Here is a 20,606-nt window from a genome sequence, read left to right on the forward strand (position 1 = left end):
AGAGTTCCCATCAGTACGTGACCTCCTGCGAACGCTTGCGGATGGTGCTGACCATGTCTCGCTGGTTGCCCGTCGGGCCGAGATAGTTGAACGCGTACGAGAGCTGCGCGTAACCGCCGATGAGGTGCGTCGGCTTCACCAGGAGCCGGGTGGCCGAGTTGTGGATGCCGCCGCGCCGTCCCGTGGCCTCCGACTTCGGGACGTCGATCGTGCGCTCCTGGGCGTGGTACACATACACGACGCCGGCCGGCATGCGGTGGCTCACGATCGCGCGCCCCACGAACACGCCGTTGGCGTTGACGCATTCGATCCAGTCGTTGTCCTCGACGCCGATTGCGGCAGCGTCCTCGGAACTCATCCAGCACGTCGGGCCGCCCCGCGAGAGCGAGAGCATGAACAGGTTGTCCTGGTACTCGGAGTGGATGGACCACTTGCTGTGCGGGGTGAGGAACCGCACCGTGACCTCCATGCCGTTCTGCCCGAGCCGGGGTTCGCCGAAGAGCCGGTGCATGTCCAGCGGCGGCCGGTAGATCGGCAGCGCCTCGCCCAGATCCCGCATCCAGTCGTGGTCGAGGAAGAAGTGCATCCGCCCGGTGAGCGTGTGCCAGGGCTTGAGGCGTTCGACGTTGATGGTGAACGGCGCGTACCGCCGACCACCGGTCTCGGACCCCGACCATTCGGGGCTCGTGATGACGGGGACCGGGGCGGCCTGGGTGTCCGCGAACCGGATCAGCTTCTCCTCCGAGCCCTCGGCGAGGTCTGCGAGGCGGCGGCCCGTGCGGCGTTCGAGCTGGCGGAAGCCCTGCACGGCGAGTTCGCCGTTGGTCGTTCCCGAGAAGGCGAGGACCGCCTCGGCGAGCTTCGCGTCCGTGTCGATCGCCGGCAGGCCCGCTGCGACGCCGTGGGACATGACGCCGTTCGCGCCCGCGAGCCGGTCGAGTGTGTGCCCGAGCTCGAACGTCACGTTCTTGACCGTGAACCCCTTCTCACGGGCGAGGGGACCGATGGCCGCAAGCTTCTCGGCGATGGCTGTGTAGTCGCGTTCCACGACGGTCACCTGCGGCATGGTCACGCCCGGGATGGCCGGGACGTCCGCGTCCCGCCAGTCACGCACGACGCCGCCGGGCTGGGCGATCTGTCCCGGCGTGTCGTGCTGGAGCGGCACCGTGACGAGGTCTCGCCGGACCCCGAGGTGGTTGCGGGCCTGCTTGGACAGCTCCTGCGCGAGCAGGTGGAACATCTCGAAGTCCGTCTTCGTCTCCCACGGCGGATCGATCGCGGGGCTGAAAGCATGCACGTAGGGGTGCATGTCGGTGGATGAGAGATCGTGCTTCTCGTACCAGGTCGCGGCGGGGAACACGATGTCGGAGAGGAGCGTCGTGGACGTCATGCGGAAGTCCGCAGACATCAGCAGGTCGAGTTTGCCCTCCGGCGTCTCCTCGCGCCACGCCACGTCCCGCGGGTGCGGCATGCCCGGCTCGGCCTCGTTCCCCATGACGTTGTGGTGCGTCCCGAGGAGGTTCTTGAGGAAGTACTCATTGCCCTTCGCGGACGATCCGAGAAGGTTCGAGCGCCACAGCACGAGCGTCCGGGGCCAGTTCTCGGGGGCGTCGACGTCGTCGACCGCGGCGGTAAGGGCGCCGGCCTTGAGCTGTGCAGCGACGTAGGCGGCCTCAGTCTCCGCGGCCCCGGCCGCGACGGCCTCGTGGGCCTCGTCGGCGACCTCGAGCGGGCTGCGGTTGAACTGGGGGTAGAAAGGCATCCAGCCGAGCCGGGCCGACTGCGCGATGGCGTCCGCCGTATGCATGCCGTCGAGGTTGCCCTCGGCCAGCGGCGAAGCGAGGGACGAGGCGGAGTAGCCGTCGTTGCGCCACTGGCCGGTGTGCATGTACCAGTACGAGGTACCCGTCATCGTGCGCGGCGGCCGCGACCAGTCGAGTCCGTTCGCCAGCGAGACCCAGCCCGTGAGCGGGCGGGTCTTCTCCTGGCCTACGTAGTGGGCCCATCCCCCGCCGTTGCGTCCCATCGAGCCCGTCAGAAGCAGCAGGGAGAGGACCGAGCGATACGTAACGTCGCCGTGGAACCACTGGCAGATGCCGGCGCCCATGATCACCATGGACCGGCCGTTGGACTCCTCGGCGTTGCGGGCGAACTCGCGGGCGACCCGGAGGCACTGGGCGACGGGAACGTTGGTGATGCCTTCCTGCCAGGCCGGGGTGTAAGGGGTGCTTGCATCCTCATAGCCAGTGGGCCACTCCCCCGGCAGGCCGGGACGGGCCACGCCATACTGGGCCAGCATGAGGTCGAACACCGTCGTGACGGTCCTGCCGCCCACCTCGCGCACGGGGACACCGCGGCGCAGCACCGATCCGGAGCCGTCCGCGGCTTCGAAGCACGGGAGCATCACTTCGGCGACGCGCGACGGCGGGGCGACCCCGCCGCCGTCGGCCGCGGAGAGCAGCGGGTCGACACTGCCCAGATCGAGGTTCCAGCGGCCCTCGTCGGAGGAGTTGTACCGGAAGCCGATCGATCCGTTCGGGACCACGGGCTCCCCCGTGGCCGAGTCGAGCAGGACCGTCTTCCACGCGGCGTCGGCCTGGCCCTCCTGCCCCGGAAGGTCTGCGGCGGTGAGGAACTTGCCCGGCACGAGCCCCGCGCCGTCCTGCGAGGGGACCAGCGTGATGAGAAACGGCAGGTCCGTGTAGCGCTTCGCGAAGTCGGTGAAGAACGGCACTTCGCGGTCGAGGTAGAACTCCTTGAGGATCACGTGGCCCATGGCCATCGCGAGCGCCGCATCGGTACCGGCCTGCGGCGCCATCCACTCGTCGGCGAACTTGGTGCTGTCCGCGTAGTCCGGGCTCACGACGACGACCTTCGTGCCCCGGTAGCGCACCTCGGTCATCCAGTGGGCATCCGGCGTACGGGTCACCGGGACATTCGATCCCCACATCATGAGGTAGGTCGAGTCCCACCAGTCCCCCGACTCCGGGACGTCGGTCTGGTCGCCGAACACCTGGGGGCTTGCCACGGGCAGGTCGGCGTACCAGTCGTAGAAGCTCGTCATGACGCCGCCGATGAGCTGGATGAACCGCGTACCCACGCAGTGGCTCACGATCGACATGGCCGGGATGGGAGAGAAGCCAGAGCAGCGGTCCGGCCCGTAGGTCTTGATCGTGTGGACATGGGCGGCCGCGGCCATCTCGACGGCCTCGTTCCAGCTCGCGCGGACGAGCCCGCCCTTGCCGCGCGCCTGCTGGTAGCGTCGCCGACGCTCCGGGTCCGAGACGACGTCGGCCCAGGCCTGCACCGGGTCCCCGAGGCGGTGCTTCGCCTCGCGGTACATCTCGAGCAGCACGCCTCGCACGTAGGGGTAGCGCACGCGCGTCGGCGAGTACGTGTACCACGAGAAGGCGGCACCCCGCGGGCAGCCCCTCGGCTCGTATTCCGGACGGTCCGGTCCGACGGACGGATAGTCGGTCTGCTGCGACTCCCACGTGATGATGCCGTCCTTGACGTACACCTTCCACGAACAGGACCCCGTGCAGTTCACGCCATGGGTCGAGCGGACCACCTTGTCATGGCTCCACCGGTCCCGGTAGAACACGTCACCGGCCCGTCCGCCCTCGCGGAAGACGGCACGCCCATCGTCCGTCTCCTCCCATCGTGTGAAGAAGCGCCCCATCGCGAGCATCGCGTCTGAAGCGCTTCCATCGAGTCCTGAGCGGATCGGTCCGGCTGCCATGGGCACACTCTAAGAATCGGAGGATCGCCGAGGGAAGGCCATAAGTCCCTAGGGCACACAAATTTGCTCTAATTCGATACCAGTTTTAGGAAAGCGGGTCCTCAAGCCGACGCGCATCCTCGACGGCGGCCGCGACATTCCTCGTCAACAGCACGAGCCACGCTAGGATGTCCCCCGCGACGACGAGCTCCATCGCGGTCATGTTGTAGTACCCGAGCGGCCACCACATCATGACCGAGAGGACCGCCCCCGCCAGCATGAAGTAGCCGGCGAGGTAGAACGTCCGGCTGAGCCCGGGAAGCCATGCGTGCGCGCGGAGCACGAGCAGGGTGTAGACGGCGGTCATGGCCGTGGCCATCGAGTTGTGCACCGGAATGGAGAGGTCCACCGCCACGAGCCCGGTAGCCGCAAGGAACGCGCCGATGGCGGCGATGCACGCCACCAGAACGGCCTCACGGTTCCGGGCCAGCACGACGCCCGCATGCTCGCGGTAGAGGTCGAGCGCCCGCACGTCGCGGGTCATGTACTCGGCGAGCAGCGCAATCACGGCGCCAGCCGTCACGAGCGTTCCGTTGAACGCGAGGGAGACCCCATAGTCGGCCGCTCCGAGCACGCTCATGTTGACCTGCCACCAGTCGGAGCGGTTGGTCGTGACCATCGAGGTCAGGACCCCGGCAGCCAGGAATGTGGCAATGAGGTTCGAGAGCGCATAGCTGTCCATGCGCGAGCCGGACTGATAGGCAGCGTAGGAGGCGAGCGCGCCCGCGAGCGAGGTCAGGAGTGCCGCCGCGAACGCGTCGAGCGTGACGCCGCTGAAAGCCCGCTGGAAGATCTGGAAGCTCGCCCACGTCACCATGAACGCGATGGCTGCGTGCGCGAACGCGAGTGCGACCAGGCCGAGCAGCCGCCTCCATAGGGCCCGCTCGGCGAGCCATCTCCGGTCGGGCTCCGCATAGGAGCGGCGGTAGGCGACAGCGCAGGCCAGGAGAGCGGCGAATCCGGCCACGAGCGCCGCGACGTCCCCCACGCCGTGGTCGCCGGAAAGTGCCGGACGGCGGCCGGCGAAGGCCGCAAGTGCCACCGCAAGGCCCAGGAGGACGGCCGCAAATGCCGCGAGGAGGGCGTGCGCCTCGACGGCGGTCGCCGTCATCGGCTCCCCCAGCCGGTCGCCGGGCGTGCGGCGCCTGTGGTCGGGCCCGGCGTCCCGGCTCACGCAAGCCTCCGGTACCACTCGCCGTCGTACCCCGCCGGCCTGAAGCCGAGGGCCTCGTTGATTGCGAGCATGTGCACGTTCTCCTCGGCGTTGGACGTCACGACCTTGCGCGCACTGGGGAACCGCGCGCGGTACTGGGCGAGGTTGGCGAGCTTGATCCACATCCCGAGGGAGTGGCCGCGGTGCCCGATCCGCACGAGCGTGTCGTCCTGATCCCCGACCTCCTCCTTGCCGCGCCTGATCCACAGGACCGTGTAGGCCGCAAGCTGACCGCTCGCCCGGTGCCGCGCCACCGCGTACAGAGGCGTGGTCCCTCCCTCAGCGAGCAGGCCGTCCAGGGCCGCGACACGCGCTGCGTCCCAGACGGCGGGCTCGTAGACATCCTCGCCCTGGGGCGCATCGACGGACATGCGCGCGAACAGCTCCGCCATGCCTCCCCGGTGCTCTGGCGGGACCCCCTGCCAGAGCAGGAGGTCGTAGTCGGCCGCCGCCCTGGCGGTCGCGGCCGCCTCGAGTGCCGCCCACACGGCGTCGTGCTCCGAGCCCTCCTCGGGCAGCACCACCTCGCTGAAACGGGTCACCTGGCTCAGCGAGAAGCCGGCCGCCCGCGCGAAGCGGACGGATCGGTCGCGGGCGGGGAGCGTGCCGGTGCCCGTCGAGGGCACGACGGCGTCGGACGGCCCCTCCGCGTGCACCGAGCCCACAGGATGCTCGGTGAAGGTGTCCAGAAGGGTACGGCCGCGGCGCGCGGCCTCCTCGGCCACCGTGGCGGCAAGGAGGCGGCCGATGCCCCGTCCCGAGGCCATGTCGAGCACCTCGACGTGCACTGTGGCCCGGTTGAGGTCCTCCTTGAGCGGGGTCCGGCAGATCGCCCGGCCCACCATGCGGCCGCCCTCGCAGACGAAGAACAGCGCAGACGAGTCGTAGGCGGAATCCCGCCATACCCGCAGGCGGTACTCAGGCGGGGAGCAGCGGTCCTCGTGCCCCCAGATCTGCCGCTGAACGGCATCCGCGAGCTGCGAGAACTCCATGAACTCAGCGGCCTCCGGCCCCTCAAGGCTCGCGGGCAGGCGCAACCGCTGAACGCGGTGCTCAGCGCTCATGGGCGCAAGTCTAGTGCGACACCCGCGGGCGCCCGTGGAACGCGGGCCCGGACGGCAGAAGAGCCCCCTCCCGCAGCGGGAGGAGGCTCTTCAGCGGTACTGCCGTCGGGGCTGGATCAGCCCTCGAGGATGACCTTGGTAGCGTTCGGGTCAACCGGGATGCCCGGGCCGAACGTCGTGGCGACGGTCGCCTTCGTGATGTAGCGGCCCTTCGAAGCGGAGGGCTTGAGGCGGAGCACCTCTTCGAGAGCAGCCGCGTAGTTCTCGGCCAGCTGGCGGGCGTCGAAGGAGGTCCGGCCGATGATGAAGTGCAGGTTCGAGTGCTTGTCGACGCGGAAGTCGATCTTGCCACCCTTGATGTCCGTGACGGCCTTCGCGACGTCCGGGGTCACCGTGCCGGTCTTGGGGTTCGGCATGAGGTTGCGGGGGCCGAGGATTTTGCCGAGGCGGCCGACCTTGCCCATGAGCTCCGGGGTGGCGACGGCGGCGTCGAAGTCCGTCCACCCGCCCTGGATGCGCTCGATGAGGTCATCGGAGCCGACGACGTCTGCACCGGCGGCCTCAGCGGCCGCGGCCTTGTCGCCGGTCGCGAACACGACGACGCGGGCGGTCTTGCCCGTGCCGTGCGGGAGGTTGACCGTACCACGGACCATCTGGTCCGCCTTGCGGGGGTCGACGCCGAGGCGGAACGCGACCTCGACGGTGGCCTCCGACTTCGACGGGTTGATCTCCTTGGCGAGGGCCACGCCCTCGGCGGGAGCGTAGAACTTCCCGGCCTCGATCTTCGCGGCCGCTGCCTCGTATGCCTTGCTGCGCTTTGCCATGCTGCTCTTGATCTCCTTGTGCAGGTGTGGTCATTGTGGGCCGCGCTCGGCCCTGCCACGTACTTCTTCAAGTGGCGGTCCCGTGTGGTGACCGCCCGATAGTGGGGTCGGAACCCCGCTTCGAGGGACTCAGCCCTCGACGGTAGGCTCAGCCCTCGACGGTGATGCCCATACTGCGGGCGGTGCCCGCGATGATCTTCTTCGCGGCCTCGACGTCGTTGGCGTTGAGGTCCTCGAGCTTGGTCTTGGCGATCTCCTCGACCTGCGAGTCGGTGAGCTTGGCGACCTTGACGGTGTGCGGCGTGGCCGAGCCCTTCTGGACGCCCGCAGCCTTCTTGATCAGCTCAGCGGCCGGCGGGGTCTTCGTGATGAAGGTGAAGGAGCGATCCTCGTAGACCGTGATCTCGACGGGGATGACGTTGCCACGCTGGGATTCCGTCGCGGCGTTGTACGCCTTGCAGAACTCCATGATGTTGACACCGTGCTGACCGAGCGCAGGACCGATCGGCGGGGCCGGGTTGGCGGCGCCTGCCTGGATCTGCAGCTTGATGAGGCCGGTGACCTTCTTCTTGGGAGCCAATGTAGGGTCCTTTTCTTCCTTACGTGTCCTGAAGCAGCAGGAGCGCCGCCCAGGTGGTGACTGCCATGGCCCGGCAGTCGGCCGCCCCGGGACCGGAAGGCATCCGGTTCCGGGGCGAAGTCTTCAATTGTACTGTGTCGCGCGTTCCCCGGCCGAGCTCAGATCTTCGAGACCTGATTGAAGGCGAGGGTCACAGGGGTCTCGCGCTCGAAGATCGAGACGAGCACCACGAGAGTCTGCGACTCAGGCTTGATCTCCGAGATCGTAGCCGGGAGGGTCTCGAACGGGCCCTCCTTGACGATGACGGACTCGCCGACCTCGAAGTCGACGGCGACCGGTGCGGCCTGGGCCTTCAGGCCGGCCTTGCCGGCGGCCTTGGCCTCGGCGGCCTGCTCGGCCTCGAACACGGGGGCGAGCATCGAGACGACCTCGTCGAGCGTCAACGGGACCGGGTTGTGGGCGTTGCCCACAAAGCCCGTGACACCCGGGGTGTGGCGGACAGCGCCCCACGAGGCGTCCGTCAGATCCATGCGCACGAGCACGTAGCCGGGGATGCGGACCCGGTTGACGATCTTGCGCTGGGCGTTCTTGATCTCGACGACTTCCTCCATCGGGACCTGGATCTCGAAGATGTAGTCTTCCATGTCCAGCGTCTGGATGCGGGTCTCGAGGTTGGCCTTCACACGGTTCTCGTAGCCCGCGTAGGAGTGGATCACGAACCAGTCGCCCGGCTGGCGGCGGAGCTTGGCGCGGAACTCCTCGGCAGCCTTCGCGGCGGCCTCGGCCGGGTCCTCATCCTCGGCAGCCTCGTGCTCGCCGGAAGCGTCGTCGGCCTCGACAGCGGCAGGCTCGCCCGCGGCGTCGTCCGCCTCGTCAGCGTCGTCAGCCTCGAAATCAGCGGTTTCCGAGCCGGCTTCTTCGGAATCGATCAGCTCGACAGTCTCATCCGCTGCGGACGAGTCCTCGTCTGCGTCCGCTTCCGTGTTCTCGGCGTCAGCGTCGTCGGCTGGGGCACCGGCGTCATGGGAAACGGCAGGCGCGGCGGGGGCAGCGGCGGCGTCGGAGAAGGCAGGCTCGAAGGCCGCCTCCTCGTGCTCGGTCCCGCGATCCTCGAGCTCGTGCTCAGACACTTAGTCTCCTGCTTTCCTCGTAACGACTGACTCGTTGTACCCGTTGCGGCTTAAATGGCTCATCCGCACACCGTCCCTGATTCCGGTCTCCCGGTCTCAGGTCCTGGTCTGCGGATCCAAGCCTATTTGGTGGTGGTCGACCCGCCGAAGACCCAGCCGACGCCAATCCCGAAGAGGAAGTCGAGGATGAACACGACCACCATCATCACGACGACGAATGCCAGCACCACCAGCGTGTAGTTCACGAGCTCTTGACGCGTCGGCGTGACGACCTTCCGAAGCTCGCCAATCACCTGCCGGACGAAGAGCGCGATCCGGCCGAAGAAGCCAAGCTTCCTGGCCTGCTTGGGGCGGCCCGAGCTGCTCGAAGCTGTTTCGGTCAACCGATTCCTCGCTCACTCGCTGTGCCCGCAGGACTTCCCCGCCGGATCCGTTCTGTGGGTGCGGGAAGAACCCGGAACGATCCGGGCTGATTCCTGCGCAGGGCAGACAGGACTCGAACCTGCAACCTGCGGTTTTGGAGACCGCTGCGCTACCAATTGCGCCACTGCCCTTCGGCGGCAAACCGCCTGAGACGCGGAATAGCCGTGGACTACCTTACCAAGGATCCGAGGACATCATGCCATCGCGGATCCGGCAGGCACAGCCACTCACTGCTTCCGGCGCCGAGGAACTAGTTTACGCACATTCTCCACCGACGTCGAACCGCGTTGCGGCCGGGACTCCGTGCGGCGTGGATGGACCGCCTAGAGTGGGTACCACCAGCCCCACGACCCTAAGGATCGCCCCATGACCTCCGCACGCGTCTCCCAGCGCATCGGATCCATCGCAGAATCCGCCACCCTGGCCGTCGACGCGAAGGCGAAGGCCCTCAAGGCCGCTGGCCGGCCGGTGATCGGCTTCGGCGCCGGCGAGCCGGACTTCCCGACGCCCGGGTACATCGTCGAGGCGGCGATCGAGGCAGCACGCCAGCCGCGCTTCCACCGCTACTCGCCCGCGGGCGGCCTGCCCGAGCTCAAGCAGGCCATCGCCGCGAAGACGAAGCGGGATTCCGGCTACGAGGCCGATGCCTCCCGGGTGCTCGTGACCAACGGTGGCAAGCAGGCCGTCTACAACACGTTCGCGACGCTCCTCGACCCGGGCGACGAGGTCCTCCTCCCGACCCCGTACTGGACCACGTACCCGGAGGCGATCCGCCTCGCGGGCGGCGTCCCCGTCGACGTGTTCGCCGGGCCCGAGCAGGGCTACCTCGTGACCGTCGACCAGCTTGAGGCTGCCCTCACCGAACGCACGAAGATCCTCCTCTTCGTCTCGCCCTCGAACCCGACGGGCGCGGTGTACTCCCCCGAGCAGACCAAGGAGATCGGCCAGTGGGCCGCCTCGAAGGGCCTGTGGGTGGTCACCGACGAGATCTACGAGCACCTCACGTACGACGGCGTGCCGTTCACCTCGATCGCGACGGCCGCCCCCGAGCTCGGCGACAAGGTGGTGATCCTCAACGGTGTCGCCAAGACGTACGCGATGACGGGCTGGCGCGTGGGTTGGATGATCGGCCCGGCCGACGTCATCAAGGCCGCCACGAACCTCCAGTCCCACGCGACGAGCAACGTGGCCAACGTCTCCCAGATGGCGGCCCTCGCGGCGGTGTCCGGGCCGCTCGACGCCGTCGAGGAGATGAAGGTCGCCTTCGACCGGCGCCGCAAGACGATGGTGAGCATGCTCTCCGCGATCGACGGCATCAACTGCCCGACCCCGAAGGGCGCCTTCTACGTCTACCCCGACGTGCGGGGGATCCTCGACAAGGAGATCGCCGGCATCCGCCCGGCCACATCCGCCGAGCTCGCCGCACTCATCCTCGACAAGGTCGAGGTGGCGATCGTGCCCGGCGAGGCGTTCGGTCCGAGCGGGTACGTGCGTCTCTCGTATGCGCTCGGCGACGCTGATCTCGCCGAGGGCGTGGGCCGCATCCAGGAGCTGCTGGGCGCCGCGAAGTAGTCACGTCCTGGGACTCACCTTCCGGGAGTCAACTCCTGGGGGTCACCAGATGCGCCGGTCGGCGGCCCAGCGCGAGAGCTCGTGCCGATTGGTGAGCTGGAGCTTGCGCAGCACAGCCGAGACGTGGGTCTCGACCGTCTTGACGGAGATGAAGAGCTCCTTCGCGGTCTCCTTGTACGAGTACCCTCGGGCGATCAGGCGCATGACCTCGAGCTCGCGCGCGGAGAGCTTGTCGAGCTCGTCGTCGGCCACGGACTGGGTGCCGAAAGCGTCCAGGACGAAACCCGCGAGCCGGGGCGAGAACACGGCGTCGCCCCCCGCCACGCGCAGCACGGCGTCGGTGATCTCGGGGCCGGAGGCCGTCTTCGTCACGTAGCCCCGGGCGCCTGCGCGGATCACGGAGACGACGTCCTCGGCGGCATCGGAGACGCTGAGCGCGAGGAACCGGACCTCGGAGAGCAGGGCGGCGCAGCGGGTCAAGACCTCCCGACCGCCGCCGCCCAGGCCTCCTGGCAGGTGTACGTCCAGCAGGACCACCTGCGGGCGGAGCTCCTCGATGGCCTCGAGGGCGCCCTCGACCGTCCCCGCCTCGCCGACCACCCGGACGCGCTCGTCGAGGTCGGCCTTGAGGCCCGAGCGGAAGATCGTGTGGTCGTCCACAATCACCACGCTCACGGGCGCGACGCCGGATGGCTGGCTCATGACTCCTCCGTTCTGGGCAGCCGCAGCCGCACCTCTGTGCCATCGGGCCCGCTCACGATCGTCGCCTCGCCCCCGTGGCGCCGCATGCGCCCCACGATCGACTCGCGGACCCCGAGCCTGTCCGCGGGGACGGCGTCAGGGTCGAAACCGGTTCCGCGGTCCTTGATGAAGACCTCCGTCGCGTCCTTGCCGGACTCTGCATAGACGGACACCGGGCCTGCCCCATGGCGGACGGCGTTGAGCATCGCCTCGCGGGATGCCTGCAGCAGCGCGTCCTGGGCCTCCGCGGCGCGGGCACCCTCGGACCCGTTGCCCGGCTCCGGGCCGCCAGCCCGCGAGCCGTCGCCGGGCTCGGTCCCGCCCACCGTGACGACGTCGATCGGCACCCCGTGGAGGTCCTCGACCTGGCCGGCAAGCTCGGCGATCCGGTCCGCGAAGGTCCCGTGACCGCTGCGGGAATCCCGGTACAGCCACTCACGGAGCTCGCGTTCCTGCGCGCGGGCCAGACGGGTGACGTCTGCCTCGCTGCCCGCACGGCGCTGGATGAGCGCAAGGGTCTGCAGGACTGAATCGTGAAGGTGTGCGGCGATCTCGGCCCGCTCCTCCTCGCGCACGCGGGCCGCGCGCTCGGCGCCGAGCTCGCGCCAGAATTTGAGTCCCCACGGGAGCAGCACCAGCGCGACGCCGGCCAGGACGGCGAAGGAGGCGAGCAGTGCGAGGCCCAGCACATTCCACTGGCTCCCCGACACGGCGAGCGTCACTCCGGCCACCACAAGAACGATGCCGGCGCCGAGCCGCAGCCACCCGGTCCAGCGCTCGCCACCGGCCCCGCGGACGAGCTTCTCGCGCCGCTCCTCGTCGAGCTGCATCCACGCGAGCGCCACACCGCCGAGGATCGCCGCAACGGGAACCACCGTGTCGAGGGGCACATCGATCCCGATGAGCGGACCGCCCAGAGCCACGGCACCGAGGAGGAGCACGACGCCGAGCAGCACCTCCCGCGCGTAGCGCGGCATGTGCGCCCGCGGCCGCGGGCCCCCCTGCAGATGGACGGGGACGCTCACCGCAGGGGCGATCGGGGACGCCGGACGACGGGTCTGGCGCCTCTGCGCCTCGGCCGCCGTCGGCACCATGATCCACAGCCACCCGTACAGGACGATCCCCGCCCCGCCGAGGAGGGCCGCGGCCGCCATGATCCATCGGACGACGTCGGTGCGGAGCCCCAGATGCCGGGCGAGGCCGGAGCACACGCCCGCGATCACGCGGTCCTCCCCCCGCACGAGCGGCGGCCGGACGATGGCGGTGTTCATGCTTCCATCCAAGCACCAATGCCCCGCCTCAGGGTCGCTCCGAGGCCGAACCCGGGGGTCTTTCAGGGTTTGTTCAGGGTGTCCCCCGATGGGTGCGCACGAGACCGGGCGGAAGGATGGATGCATGAGCAGCGAACAGACCCCTGGCGGTCAGCCAGCACCCCAGCCTCAGGACGACGAGCCCCACCCGACCAGCGAGCCGACCCGGGACGAGAGCCCCCACGTGGGCTCGGCCCGCACCGACTCGCCAGATTCCGGCTCGCCGCGCCCCGGTAGGGCCCAACCCGCGCCCCGGGGCAACGACTTCTTCAGCTGGATCCGCGGCCTCGGCGTCACGCGTGGCGGCGACCGATGGATGGGCGGCGTCGCGAGCGGCCTGGCCCACCGCTGGGGCGTGGATCCTGTCCTCGTCCGCGGCCTCTTCATCGTCGCGGCGATCTTCCTCGGCATCGGGGTGCTCGCCTACGGCCTCCTGTGGCTCCTGCTCCCCGAGCCGGACGGCCGCATCCATGTCCAAGAGGCCGCACATGGGCGCTGGACGGCCGGCATGACCGGCGGCCTCATCGTCACGATCCTCGGCTTCGGCGGTGCGCGTGCCGGATTCTGGTTCGGAGAACGCGGAATCGGCGGCGCCTTCTGGGGCCTCTTCTGGGTGGCCGTCGTGGCCTGCTGCATCTTCTCCATTGTGCGGGGCGGGCGTCGGCGGTCGATGCGCGTGGGCGCGGGACGCGCGGGATACGGTGGCGGGTACCGGGGGTCGGGATACGGCCCGTATCGGTACTCCGCCCCCCACGCTGCGGGCACGCCGCCTTACGCGACTCCGACGGCGGGTTCTGAGTCCGCGGGCGGCGTCCCCACCGCCGGTGACCCCTACTACGCGAAGCCAACCACCCCGCCGTCGTACTCGACGGACTACAGCGGCTACGCGGGCTATGCCGGCAATACGGGCTACGCCGGCATTACCGGCTATGCCGGCGATACCGGCTATACGGGCGACGCGGGCTACGCCGGCGCACCGGCGACACCCCCGTACTACGACGGATCCGTTCCGCCCGTTCCCCCCGCAGCCAACCAGCGGCCCCCGCGAGCGCCCCGCCCGCCACGGCGGCCCCGGGCCTCGGCCCCCTACGTGCTCGTGGTGCTGGGTATTTCGGCCCTCGTGGCCGGCGCCCTCGGCGCTCTCGTCGCCACGGGAGCCATCACCCTCGCGGCGAGCGCGGTCTGGACGGTTGTCGCCATCGTGATCGGCCTCGGCATCCTCGTGGCAGGCCTCCGCGGTCGCCGGGCTGGCATCCTCACTCTGTTCGCCATCGTGGCCCTCGTGGCCAGCGCCGCGACCCAGAGCGTCGACCGGTTCTCCAACCTCCAGTCCCGGCAGTCCAGCTACGCCCCGACAAGCCTCCAGCAGGCCGCCGGCGGCTACGACCTCGCAGCGGAGAAGGGGACGCTCGACCTGAGCGCCCTGGACGCTTCGGGCCCGCTCGCGAGTGAGACCGTCATTCCGGTCAAGACCACCATGAGCGACGTCGTCATCACGGTCCCGAAGGACATCCCCGTGCAGGTCAGGACCTCCTCGACCATGGCCAAGGTCCAGACACAGGGCCAGAGCTCGGCGGGATTCTCCCGGCACGACACCATCACCTACAACTCCGGCCGGCCGGGGTCAGCCCTCGTCCTCCAACTGGACGCGACCCTGAGCAACGTCACGATCAACGAGGAGCGCTGAGATGAGCACACAGCAGGACTTCCGGCCCGAGACTTACGGGCCTTCCATCGGCACAATCGTGTGGGGAGCAGTGGTGATCGTGGTGGGAGCGTTCATGCTCGCCAACCGGCTGGGATGGTTCAGCATCGATCCCGGCTACGCGGCTGCCGGCATCCTGCTCGTCGCCGGGCTCGCGCTCGTGGTCGGCGGGATCGCGGCCTCGCGCCGCCGCCACGTTCTCACGCACGACGGCGCGGCGGCGACCTCAGGCGGCGACCTCACGGGCGCTCCGACCACCGCCGATGCCTATGCCGAAACCCGGCGGCCAAGCCCCTACGACAGTTCCGCGGGCCAGACGGGGACCCGCAACCCGCCCGCGACAGACTGACGGTAGACGCCCAGCCCACGCCGCTATCTGCCCCAATCAGCACGCCAACCAGCACCCCACCCAGCACCCCAACCCTAGGAGAGACCATGGAATCCTTCTTCAACGCCCTCCGCTCGGCAGGGCTCAAGCGCGGCCCCCGCCGCATCGTCGGAGGCGTGCTCGGCGGCATCGCCGACAGGCTCAATATCGACCCGGCGTTCGTCCGCATCGTGTTCCTCGTCCTGTGCCTGCTCCCCGGCCCGGCGATCCTCGCCTACATCGTGGCCTGGGTCCTCCTTCCGGACCAGGACAACCGGATCATCCTCGAGGGCTGGATTCGGCCCAAGGGCGTGGGCCCCACAGGCCCCGGCCCCGGGTCAGTGGGCCCCGGCCCGGGCGACCCGACCGCGTGAGCTGAACCCCTCGGGCCCCCGCCAAACGCGGGGGCCCAATGCCTCTAGAGCCGCCGTATCCGCCGCTCGACACTGGAGGCATTGGTTCACATGGGAAGGATGGAGCCATGAGCACCGAACACCCATACGGGGGCTCCGGAACCCCCTCCCCGGGCCAGCCCTCCGGCCCGGCCGGGGCCGACTTCTTCGCTTGGATCCGCGGTCTGGGCGTCCACCGTGGCCCAGACCGCTGGGTCGGAGGCGTCGCCAGCGGCCTCGCCCACCGGTGGGGCGTCGATCCGATCCTCGTCCGCGGCCTCTTCGTGGTCGCCTCGATCTTCCTCGGCGTCGGCCTCCTCGTCTATGGCCTCATGTGGCTGCTCCTACCAGAGCCGGATGGCCGCATCCACGTGCAGGAGGCCATGCAGGGCCACTGGACAGCGGGCATGACCGGAGGCCTGGTGTCCACGGTCCTCGGCCTCGGCGGGACGCGCACCGGGCTCGCCTTCGAGGCCACCGGCAACGGCCCGCTCTGGGGAGCCATCTGGGGTGTGTTCTGGGTGGCCGTGACCGTACTGATCGTGGTCACCATCGCCCGGTCACGCCGCTCACGCCGAGGTGGGCCCTCTGGCCCATCCGCTTCCTCCGGTCCACCCGCTGCCGGCATGCCGACGGGAGACGGCGTGTTCCCCGCGTCGGTCGCTCCGGCGGGCGCCCCCACGGATTCCCCGCCGCCCCTCTACCCGCCGGGGACCTTCTCGGGTCAGGCACCTCAGGGGCCCGCAGGGGCGCCGTGGCCGCCGGGAACCGAGGCCCCAGAGGCCCACTACCTCGCGGATCCTCGGTACGGCCAACAACCCTCCGGCGCAACGACCGCCGGCGCCACAGCGCCGGTGTGGGTGCGTCCGCATCGGCCCGGCCCGGGCGGCCCCTTCGCAACGGTCGTCGTGGGACTCGCGGTCCTCGTCGCCGGTACGCTTCTGGCCTTCCAGCTCGCGGGGAACGCGATCGTAGATCCTGCCTCGGGAGCTCTGTGGGCGATCGCCGGTGCGATCATCGGCCTGGGAATCGTTGTGGCAGGCATCCGCGGACGTACGGGCGGGATCCTGTCCTTCTTCGCCGTCGTCGCCCTCGCGAGCGCAGCCATCACGCAGCCTGCCTACCAACTGAGCCGGTCCCAAGGAGCGGTCAGCCTCTCCCCCACCACCGTCGCGCAGGCGACCTCGGGCTATTCCCTCACCGGCGCGTCGGGGCAGCTGGATCTTCGAGGACTCGATTCCGCAGGGCCGCTCGCCAGCGAGGCAGTGGTCCCGGTGCACATCACCCTCAGCGATATGAGGATCACGGTCCCCAAGGACGTCCCGGTCCGGGTGGAGGCTAGCGCCACCCTGAGCAACGTCCACTTCGGCTCGAAGTCAATCGCCGGGATCACCGCGAAGGACACTGAGACCTACAACGCGGACAAGCCGGGAGCGGTCCTCGTCGTTAAGGCCGACGTGACGCTGGCCAACCTCGACATCCGCCAGGAGCAATGAGATGAGCACGAACTTCAAGGCACAGCACGAGTACCCGCGGGGTCCAAGTGTGGGCACGATCGTCTGGGGTGCGGTCCTCGTGGTCACCGCCGCGCTCATCATCGCGGGCCGCGTCGGATGGCTCTCGGTGGACCCCGGCGTCGCCGCCGTGGTCCTCCTCCTCATCGCGGGTCTGGGTCTCGTCGTCGGCGGCGCCCTCGCAGGCGCGCGCCGCCGCCGTACTGTCGGCACAACGTCCGGCGCTGCGGTCGGCACCGCAGCAGGCGGCGCGGAGCGCACGATCCGCGAGGACGCGCCATCATCCGATGACGCCCGGTCGGGAGACGGGCAGCCGACGCGAAGCCCGTATGCCACTGACATCAGGCCGTCCGACCCGAAGACCCATCAGGACGGCCCCGCCGTCTGAACGCCTGTCCCGCGTCCAAGCCCGCGCCGTCGTGCGTCACGGCCCCCCGTCATGTGGTGTACGCCACGGTCGCCGTGGCTAGAATGGGCGCGGGCTCAACGCGGCGCCTCCTCCACACCACCGGCGGACCGCCTGCGCAGCGCATCGGCCGCACCTACGGGAAGGCCCCTGAATGAAGATCGGCATCCTCACCTCCGGCGGCGACTGCCCCGGGCTCAACGCCGTTATCCGCGGCGCGGTGCTCAAGGGCATCGCCGTGCACGGGCAGGAGTTCGTGGGGTACCTGGACGGCTGGCGCGGCGTCGTCGAGGGCGACGTGATCGATCTGCCCCGCACCAGGGTGCGGGGCATCGCCAAGCAGGGCGGCACGATCCTGGGCACATCCCGCACCAACCCGTTCGAGAATGGCGGCGGACCCGCGGTCATCAAGGGCCATATGGACCGTCTCGGGATCGACGCGATCATCGCCATCGGCGGCGAGGGGACCCTTGCCGCGGCCCGGCGACTCACGGACGCAGGCCTGAGGATCGTGGGCGTCCCCAAGACCGTCGACAACGACCTCGACGCGACGGACTACACGTTCGGCTTCGACACGGCCGTCGAGATCGCCACCGAGGCGATCGACCGGCTCCGCACCACCGGCGAATCGCACCACCGCTGCATGATCGCCGAGGTCATGGGGCGCCACGTCGGGTGGATCGCGCTGCACTCGGGGATGGCCTCGGGCGCCCACGCGATCCTCATCCCGGAGCACAAGGTCACGATGGACCAGGTCACCACGTGGGTCCAGCTCGCCCGGGACCGCGGCCGCGCACCCCTCGTGGTCGTCGCCGAGGGATTCGTCCTGGAGGGCATGGCCGCGCCCCACTCCGAGCGAGGCCTGGACACCTTCGGCCGCCCCCGCCTCGGTGGCATCGCCGAGCAGCTCGCCCCCGAGATCGAGGCCCGCACGGGCATCGAGACCCGTGCAACAACCCTCGGGCACATCCAGCGCGGCGGCGTTCCGACCGCCTTCGACCGGGTCCTCGCCACCCGGCTCGGCATGGCCGCGATCGACTCCGTCGTGGAGGGCCGCTGGGGCACGATGGTCTCGCTGCACGGCACCGAGATCGCCCACGTCGGCTTCGAGGAGGCCCTCGGCCGGCTCAAGACCGTGCCGAAGCACCGGTACGACGAGGCCGCGGTCCTCTTCGGGTGAGCGTGCCACACTCGTTCCACGAGGGAAACCGCGGGATCGTGCGGCTCGCGTGGGCGCGTCGCCTCGGCCTTCCCGACCTGTCCTTCTCGGACGACGGCGAGCGGCTGCTCGGGTGCCGCGACGCGGCGCGCGAGCTGGTCGCCGTCGTGCTCTTCGGGCAACTGGCCCTTTCGGGGCCGACAGAGCTCGTCGAGGCGGCGGCCGACCTCGACGTCGACGATCTCGTGGAAGGCGGCGCGCTCCTGCGCCTAGCCGGTCCCGGAGCACACGGGCTGCGGACTGCTGTGCTCGGGTTCGCTGACGAGCTTCCTCTCGACCAGCCGGACGCCGAGCCGCAGGTCTCCCGCGGTGCACCGGAGGCGATCGAGCTCGAAATGCGCTGCCCGCCCGACGATGTCTCCTCCGCCGGGCTGACCGAACGGGAGCATCGATTCACCGTCATGCTCCCCGACGGGCCGGCCGCGTGCGCCGCCTATTCGGAGCGGGATGGGCTCCTCGCCGACCTGAGCGTCCTGGTCGCCCCCAGCCTGCGGCGGCGCGGGCTCGGGCGGCTCGCCGCCTCCGTCGCGGCGCACGAGGCCCTGGCCGATGGGCTGATCGTCCAAGTGGCCGTGCCGTCCCACGCGATCGCGGGGCTCCGGCTCGCGGACTCGCTCGGAATCAAGCCTCAGGGGCATCTCACCTCAGTCACGCTCCCCCGGCGCTGACGCGCGCCGCGCAATATCACTCGCACACCGGGTGACTTCAGCGCCACACCCGGTGACCTCGGCACTACGCGGGGTGACCTCACCACCACACGCGGTGACCTCAGCGCCACACCCGGTGACCTCGGCACCACACCCGGTGACCTCAGCACCACACCCGGTGACCTCGGCGGAGGTGTCAGCGGCGGGAATCGGCCACTGTGTCACGCGCACCGGCGCCCGGCTCGGGTGCGGCGGCCGGCTTGACATAGAAGAACGCAACCACGAGGCCGATGACCAGCACGGCCGCGGGCAGCAGGACGGATTGGGCCATCGCGGTGGTGAACGGCGCCTGGATGAACGGCGGGAGCGGCCCGCTCGCGAGGGCTGCGGTGCTCTGGGACGCACCGCCCGGCCTGGCCGGGAGCTCTGCGGCGAGCCGCGCCTGCATGAGGGCGGCGATCGCCGCGCTGCCGAGCACCGCGCCGATCTGGCGGGTCGTGTTGTAGATGCCCGAGCCGGCACCCGCGAGGTGGGGCGGGAGGCTCCGGGTCGCGAGCGTGGCGAGCGGGCCCCAGAGGCCGGCGTTGGCGATGCCGAGGACGGCGCCGGGGATGAGGAGCACCCAGATGGGCTGGTCCGGTGTGAGCAGCACGTAGTAGAGGACGAGCGACACGACGAACAGGAGCATGCCGCCGATGTTCATGACCTTCGCGTGCCCACGGTCTACGAAGCGTCCGGCCACCGGCGCGAGTCCGCCGGAGAGCACGGCCATGGGGATCATCATGAGCGCCGACTGCGTCGGCGTCATCCCCCGGACCAGCTGGTAGTAGAAGATCGTCGGCAGGCCGAAGGATGTCACCGCGAAGCCCACGGTCGAAATGCCGAGGTTGGAGAGCGTGAAGTTCCGGTCACGGAAGAGGCCCAGTGGCACGAGCGGTTCGGCCTTGTTGCGCCACTGCCACAGCACGAACACCGCCATCACGACCACACCGGCAGCGATGAGCCCCCACACCGTGATGGGGCCCGAGATCTCGCCCCACGAGTAGGTCTGGCCTTCCTGGATGCCGAACACGATGAGGAACATGCCCAGACCGCTCAGGATGACGCCGAGCCAGTCGAAGCGGTGCGAATGGGTCGCGAGCCTGGGGACCCTGCGCCACGCGAGGACGAACCCGACAACGCCTACCGGAATGTTGATGAAGAACACCCACTCCCAGCCGAATCCGTCCACGAGCAGCCCGCCCAGAATCGGGCCGACAAGCATCGCGACGCCCGCCGTCGAGCCCCAGATGCTCATCGCGGTGCCCCGGCGCTCGGGTGGGAAGATCCGCGTGATGACGGCCATGGTCTGGGGCGTCATCAGGCCCGCCCCTAGGCCCTGCGCCACGCGCGCGGCGATGAGCGATGTGATGTTCCCCGACAGGCCGCACCACAGCGAAGCGAGGGTGAAGAGCACGAGCCCGATGAGGTAGATGTTCTTGGGCCCGAAACGGTCCCCGAGCCGCCCGGTGATCAGGAGCGGCACGACGTAGGCCAGCAGATAGGCGCTCGTGACCCAGATGACCTCGTTGATGTCCGCACCGATCCCCCGCATGATCGCGGGGTTGGCGACGGAAACGATCGTCGTGTCGATCAGGATCATGAAGAACCCGATCACCAGCGCCCACAGAGCGGCCCACGGCCGTTGAATATCTTCCATCCGACTAGGTTCTCACGTT

At 69.6% G+C, this 20,606-nt stretch carries 18 protein-coding genes and 1 tRNA gene; 8 read left to right on the forward strand and 11 right to left on the reverse strand.

Features of this window, described 5'->3' with window-relative positions:
• Positions 1-10 precede the first annotated feature (10 nt).
• From AB5L97_RS13955 to AB5L97_RS13990, 8 genes are all read right to left on the reverse strand, one after another.
• A complete protein-coding gene (locus tag AB5L97_RS13955) occupies positions 11-3,742 on the reverse strand; it encodes a nitrate reductase subunit alpha (protein ID WP_369045089.1) in 3,732 nt (1,243 codons plus the stop codon).
• A gap of 85 nt (positions 3,743-3,827) precedes the next feature.
• The gene (locus tag AB5L97_RS13960) at positions 3,828-4,955 is read right to left on the reverse strand and encodes a hypothetical protein (RefSeq protein ID WP_369045090.1); all 1,128 of its coding nucleotides are present in this window, start codon (positions 4,953-4,955) and stop codon (positions 3,828-3,830) included.
• Positions 4,952-6,058, reverse strand: a complete 1,107-nt coding sequence (locus AB5L97_RS13965; protein ID WP_369045091.1) for a GNAT family N-acetyltransferase — start codon at positions 6,056-6,058, stop codon at positions 4,952-4,954. Before AB5L97_RS13965 ends, AB5L97_RS13960 begins: the two co-directional genes overlap by 4 nt.
• A 116-nt stretch (positions 6,059-6,174) precedes the next feature.
• Positions 6,175-6,882, reverse strand: coding sequence for a 50S ribosomal protein L1 (gene rplA, locus AB5L97_RS13970; protein ID WP_369045092.1), 708 nt, complete (start codon positions 6,880-6,882; stop codon positions 6,175-6,177).
• Between the two features lie 148 nt (positions 6,883-7,030).
• Positions 7,031-7,462 (reverse strand): 50S ribosomal protein L11, encoded by a 432-nt coding sequence (gene rplK, locus AB5L97_RS13975; RefSeq protein WP_307955614.1) that lies wholly within the window; start codon positions 7,460-7,462, stop codon positions 7,031-7,033.
• Between the two features lie 158 nt (positions 7,463-7,620).
• Positions 7,621-8,592: a transcription termination/antitermination protein NusG gene (gene nusG, locus AB5L97_RS13980; protein WP_423246790.1), complete on the reverse strand. Its 972-nt coding sequence runs from the start codon at positions 8,590-8,592 to the stop codon at positions 7,621-7,623.
• 122 nt (positions 8,593-8,714) lie between these two features.
• A complete protein-coding gene (gene secE / locus AB5L97_RS13985) occupies positions 8,715-8,975 on the reverse strand; it encodes a preprotein translocase subunit SecE (protein WP_307955613.1) in 261 nt (86 codons plus the stop codon).
• A 98-nt stretch (positions 8,976-9,073) separates the two neighbouring features.
• Positions 9,074-9,146, reverse strand: a tRNA-Trp gene (locus AB5L97_RS13990).
• A gap of 235 nt (positions 9,147-9,381) precedes the next feature.
• Between AB5L97_RS13990 and AB5L97_RS13995 the strand changes: the two genes are divergently transcribed.
• Positions 9,382-10,587 carry a pyridoxal phosphate-dependent aminotransferase gene (locus tag AB5L97_RS13995; RefSeq protein WP_369045093.1) on the forward strand — a complete coding sequence of 402 codons (1,206 nt, stop codon included), beginning with the start codon at positions 9,382-9,384 and terminating at the stop codon, positions 10,585-10,587.
• A 42-nt stretch (positions 10,588-10,629) separates the two neighbouring features.
• Here the strand turns inward: AB5L97_RS13995 and AB5L97_RS14000 are convergent, their stop codons facing one another.
• Both AB5L97_RS14000 and AB5L97_RS14005 read right to left on the reverse strand, forming a co-directional pair.
• The gene (locus AB5L97_RS14000; RefSeq protein WP_369045094.1) at positions 10,630-11,289 is read right to left on the reverse strand and encodes a LuxR C-terminal-related transcriptional regulator; all 660 of its coding nucleotides are present in this window, start codon (positions 11,287-11,289) and stop codon (positions 10,630-10,632) included.
• The gene (locus tag AB5L97_RS14005; RefSeq protein WP_369045095.1) at positions 11,286-12,599 is read right to left on the reverse strand and encodes a PspC domain-containing protein; all 1,314 of its coding nucleotides are present in this window, start codon (positions 12,597-12,599) and stop codon (positions 11,286-11,288) included. The genes AB5L97_RS14000 and AB5L97_RS14005 overlap by 4 nt, the downstream gene beginning before the upstream one ends.
• Positions 12,600-12,723: 124 nt before the next feature.
• On the opposite strand from AB5L97_RS14005, the gene AB5L97_RS14010 reads away from it, so the two are divergent.
• From AB5L97_RS14010 to AB5L97_RS14040, 7 genes are all read left to right on the forward strand, one after another.
• A complete protein-coding gene (locus AB5L97_RS14010; RefSeq protein ID WP_369045096.1) occupies positions 12,724-14,325 on the forward strand; it encodes a PspC domain-containing protein in 1,602 nt (533 codons plus the stop codon).
• 1 nt (position 14,326) lies between these two features.
• Positions 14,327-14,692 (forward strand): hypothetical protein, encoded by a 366-nt coding sequence (locus AB5L97_RS14015; protein ID WP_369045097.1) that lies wholly within the window; start codon positions 14,327-14,329, stop codon positions 14,690-14,692.
• An 86-nt stretch (positions 14,693-14,778) separates the two neighbouring features.
• Complete coding sequence (locus tag AB5L97_RS14020) at positions 14,779-15,084, forward strand: PspC domain-containing protein (RefSeq protein WP_369045098.1); 306 nt, start codon at positions 14,779-14,781, stop codon at positions 15,082-15,084.
• A gap of 107 nt (positions 15,085-15,191) precedes the next feature.
• Positions 15,192-16,598, forward strand: a complete 1,407-nt coding sequence (locus AB5L97_RS14025) for a PspC domain-containing protein (protein ID WP_369045099.1) — start codon at positions 15,192-15,194, stop codon at positions 16,596-16,598.
• A gap of 1 nt (position 16,599) precedes the next feature.
• Positions 16,600-17,004 carry a hypothetical protein gene (locus tag AB5L97_RS14030; RefSeq protein WP_369045100.1) on the forward strand — a complete coding sequence of 135 codons (405 nt, stop codon included), beginning with the start codon at positions 16,600-16,602 and terminating at the stop codon, positions 17,002-17,004.
• Between the two features lie 172 nt (positions 17,005-17,176).
• A complete protein-coding gene (locus AB5L97_RS14035) occupies positions 17,177-18,202 on the forward strand; it encodes a 6-phosphofructokinase (protein ID WP_307955604.1) in 1,026 nt (341 codons plus the stop codon).
• A complete protein-coding gene (locus AB5L97_RS14040) occupies positions 18,199-18,909 on the forward strand; it encodes a GNAT family N-acetyltransferase (protein WP_369045101.1) in 711 nt (236 codons plus the stop codon). The genes AB5L97_RS14035 and AB5L97_RS14040 overlap by 4 nt, the downstream gene beginning before the upstream one ends.
• Before the next feature lie 175 nt (positions 18,910-19,084).
• Here AB5L97_RS14040 and AB5L97_RS14045 read toward each other — a convergent pair whose 3' ends face one another.
• Entirely contained in the window at positions 19,085-20,587 is a 1,503-nt protein-coding gene (locus AB5L97_RS14045; RefSeq protein ID WP_369045102.1) for a DHA2 family efflux MFS transporter permease subunit, read from the reverse strand.
• Positions 20,588-20,606 lie beyond the last annotated feature (19 nt).

Source organism: Sinomonas sp. P10A9 (assembly GCF_041022165.1).
Lineage (GTDB): Bacteria > Actinomycetota > Actinomycetes > Actinomycetales > Micrococcaceae > Sinomonas > Sinomonas puerhi.